General features: G+C 61.6%; 2 protein-coding genes. Both read right to left on the reverse strand.

Annotated features, from left to right (window positions below; genetic code table 11):
- Nucleotides 1-93: 93 nt before the first annotated feature.
- Nucleotides 94-1,614, reverse strand: coding sequence for an aldehyde dehydrogenase family protein (locus QMX98_RS33000; protein ID WP_010455125.1), 1,521 nt, complete (start codon nucleotides 1,612-1,614; stop codon nucleotides 94-96).
- Between the two features lie 262 nt (nucleotides 1,615-1,876).
- Nucleotides 1,877-3,655: a PQQ-dependent methanol/ethanol family dehydrogenase gene (locus QMX98_RS33005; protein ID WP_010455128.1), complete on the reverse strand. Its 1,779-nt coding sequence runs from the start codon at nucleotides 3,653-3,655 to the stop codon at nucleotides 1,877-1,879.
- Between the last annotated feature and the right edge of the window lie 240 nt (nucleotides 3,656-3,895).

Consider the following 3,895-nt stretch of genomic DNA (forward strand, 5'->3'; position numbering starts at 1 on the left):
GAAGAGGCCAGCACATTCAACATGGATGTTGACTGCCAGGCCGCCTTCGCGAGCAGGCTCGCTCCCACAGGGGATTGCGGTGTGCCTAGGGGATCAGAAGAAGCCCATCGGGTTGATGTCATAGCTCACCAGCAGGTTTTTGGTCTGCTGATAATGGTCGAGCATCATCTTGTGGTTTTCACGGCCGACACCGGACTTCTTGTAGCCACCGAACGCCGCATGCGCCGGGTACAGGTGGTAGCAGTTGGTCCAGACCCGCCCGGCCTTGATCGCGCGGCCCATGCGGTAGGCGCGGTTGATGTCGCGGGTCCACAGGCCGGCGCCGAGACCGAACTCGCTGTCGTTGGCAATCGCCAGAGCTTCGGCTTCGTCCTTGAAGGTGGTGATACCCACCACCGGGCCAAAGATTTCTTCCTGGAACACGCGCATTTTGTTGTGGCCCTTGAGCAGGGTCGGCTGGATGTAATAGCCGCTGGACAAGTCGCCCTCCAGACGCTCGGCCGCGCCGCCGGTGAGCAGTTCGGCACCCTCCTCCTGGGCAATTTTCAGGTACGAGAGGATCTTGTCGTATTGCTGCTCGGACGCCTGTGCGCCGACCATGGTTTCGGTGTCCAGCGGGTTGCCGCGCTTGATCTTGACGATCTTCGTCATCACCACTTTCATGAAGTCGTCGTAGATCGACTCCTGCACCAGGGCCCGGGACGGACAGGTGCAGACTTCACCCTGGTTGAAGAACGCCAGCACCAGGCCTTCAGCGGCCTTCTCGATGAACTGCGGCTCGGCTTGCATGATGTCTTCGAAGAAGATGTTCGGCGACTTGCCGCCCAGCTCGACGGTGCTTGGAATGATGTTCTCGGCCGCGCATTTCATGATGTGCGCGCCAATCGGCGTGGAACCGGTGAAGGCAATCTTGGCGATGCGCTTGCTGGTGGCCAGCGCCTCACCCGCTTCACGGCCGAAGCCCTGAACGATGTTCAAAACGCCGGGTGGCAGCAAGTCGGCGATCAGCTCGGCGAAGACCATGATCGACAGCGGTGTCTGTTCGGCGGGTTTGAGCACCACGCAGTTGCCGGCAGCCAGGGCCGGGGCGAGTTTCCAGGCGGCCATCAGCAGCGGGAAGTTCCACGGGATGATCTGCCCGACCACGCCGAGCGGCTCGTGGAAGTGATAGGCGGTGGTCAGCTCGTTGATCTCGGCGGCGCCGCCCTCTTGGGCGCGGATGCAGCCGGCGAAATAACGGAAATGGTCGGCGGCCAGCGGCACGTCGGCGTTCAGGGTCTCGCGCACGGCCTTGCCGTTGTCCCAGGTTTCGGTGACAGCGAGGATTTCCAGGTTCTGTTCGATACGGTCGGCGATTTTCAGCAGCACCAACGAGCGATCCTGGGCCGAGGTCTTGCCCCAGGCATCCGCCGCCGCATGGGCAGCGTCGAGGGCTTTTTCGATGTCGGCGGCGTTGGAACGCGGGAATTCGGCGATGACTTCACCGGTGACCGGCGAGGTGTTGGTGAAGTACTCGCCATTGACCGGGGCAACGAACTCGCCGCCGATGAAATTGCCGTAGCGCGCTTTGAAGGTAACGACGGCGCCGGGTGTTCCGGGTTGTGCGTAGATCATGGTGGGCCTCTGTCTGGGTCGATGCCTGTCGGGCAAACAGGCGATGAACCGATAGTAGAGAGCCCCGCGTGCCAGACGAATGCGCCGTTGGCAGGGGGACTCTCGTTATTTGGTCGTAGAAAACGCCTCGGTTCTTGATCGTTCCCACGCTCCGCGTGGGAATGCCTCAACGGACGCTCCGCGTTCGGCTCTTGGGACGCAGAGCGTCCCGGGCTGCATTCCCACGCAGAGCGTGGGAACGATCAATGCAGTGGATTCAGGGTTAGTGTTTGGCCACGACGAGGTCTTTGGGCAGCTTGAAGGTCCAGAGCATCCCGCCCTGGTTGAAGTCCTTGATGCGCTTGGCTACTTCGCCGCCCCACAACGGCACGGCGCCACCCCAGCCGGACAGCACCGAAACGTATTGTTCGCCGTCCATTTCCCAGGTCACAGGCGAGCCGAGGACGCCGGAGCCGGTCTGGAATTCCCAGACTTTCTCGCCGGTCTTGGCGTTGAACGCCTGCAGGAAACCTTCCGGCGTACCAGTGAACACCAGGTTGCCCTTGGTGGTCAGCACCCCGCCCCACAGCGGCGCGAAGTTCTTGTGGCGCCAGACTTCCTTGCCGGTCTTCGGATCGATGGCACGCAGCACACCGATGTAGTCTTCGTTCAACGGCTTGATGGTGAAGCCTGCACCGAGGAACGCCGCGCCTTTCTTGTAGGCGATGCCTTCGTTCCAGATGTCCATGCCCCACTCGTTGGACGGCACGTAGAACAGTCCGGTGTCCTTGTTGTAGGCCATCGGCATCCAGTTTTTCGCGCCGAGGAACGCCGGGGCGACGAACACCGAACTGCCTTTGGCTTCGGTGCCCGGTGCGCCAGGGCGGCTGGCTTCGTTGTAGATCGGCCGGCCCTCTTTATCCAGGCCCGTGGCCCAGGTGATCTTGTCCACGAACGGGAAGCCACGGATGAATTTGCCGTTGGTGCGGTCCAGCACGTAGAAGAAACCGTTACGGTCAGCGGTGGCGGCGGCTTTGATTTCTTTGCCGCCTTCGGTGTAGTTGAACGACACCAGCTCGTTCACGCCGTCATAGTCCCAACCGTCGTGAGGCGTGCTCTGGAAGTGCCATTTGATGGTGCCGTCGTCCGGGTTGAGCGCCAGGCGCGACGACGAGTAGAGGTTGTCGCCAGGACGCAGGTGCGAGTTCCACGGCGCCGGGTTGCCGGTGCCGAACAGCAGCAGGTTGGTTTCCGGGTCGTAGTAACCGCCGAGCCAAGGCGCCGCGCCGCCGGTTTTCCAGAGATCGCCGGGCCAGGTCTTGCCGGCTTCACCGCCGGAGATACCGTTCTCTACCGCTTTGCCGTCCTTGTAGGTGTAACCCATGTGGCCTTCGACGGTAGGTCGGGTCCACAGCAGATCGCCGTTTTTCGGGTCGTAGGCTTCGATCTTGCCGACCACGCCGAATTCGCCACCGGCCACGCCCGTGATCAGTTTGCCGTTGATGACCAGCGGCGCGGCGCTGATCGAATAACCTTCTTTGTGGTCGGCAACTTTCTTGCTCCAGACCACTTTACCGGTGTCCTTGTTCAGGGCCACAAGCTTGGCGTCGAGGGTGCCGAAGAACACCAGGTCGCCGTACAGCGCAACGCCACGGTTGATCACATCACAGCAAGGACGGATGTCATCGGGCAGGCGCGCATCGTATTGCCAGAGTTTCTTGCCGGTGCGTGCATCCACGGCGAACACCCGCGAGTAGGAACCGGTCATGTACATCACGCCGTCCTTGATCATCGGCTGTGCTTGCTGACCGCGCTGTTTTTCCCCGCCAAAGGAGAACGCCCAGACCGGGCGCAAGTCCTTCACGTTACTGACGTTGAGGGTGTCCAGCGGGCTGTAGCGCTGACCCTGGACGCCCAGACCGTTGGTGACGATCTGCTCCGGGTTCTTGGGGTCCTGGAGAATGTCCTGGTCGGTGACGCCGGCCAATGCCTGGCCGGACAACAGCATGGCACTGAGCAACAGGCTCAAGACGAAGGGTTGGCGACGTGCGGGTTGGGTCATGACGGCTGCCTCTGCGGTTTTTGTTATACCCGGGAAATTTTCCCGGTCTGGTGCAGATTCTTGGGCGCCGCCGCCCTCGCAACAATTGCCCGCAGTGTGGAGATTGCTAGTTCCTTAGTAGCGGGTCGGAGCAGATGAACACCGGTTATGTAGGTCGACACCGGCCCCTGTGGGAGCGAGCCTGCTCGCGAAGGCGCCGTGTCAGGCAAGATTATTGTCAATCGACACACTGCTTTCGCG

The sequence above is a fragment of the Pseudomonas sp. PS02303 genome, assembly GCF_029959925.1.
GTDB classification, from domain to species: domain Bacteria; phylum Pseudomonadota; class Gammaproteobacteria; order Pseudomonadales; family Pseudomonadaceae; genus Aquipseudomonas; species Aquipseudomonas mandelii.

Coding starts and splice junctions, on each gene's coding strand:
- QMX98_RS33000 (WP_010455125.1), bottom strand. CDS start 1,614: ATGATCTACGCACAACCCGGAACACCCGGCGCCGTCGTTACCTTCAAA.
- QMX98_RS33005 (WP_010455128.1), bottom strand. CDS start 3,655: ATGACCCAACCCGCACGTCGCCAACCCTTCGTCTTGAGCCTGTTGCTC.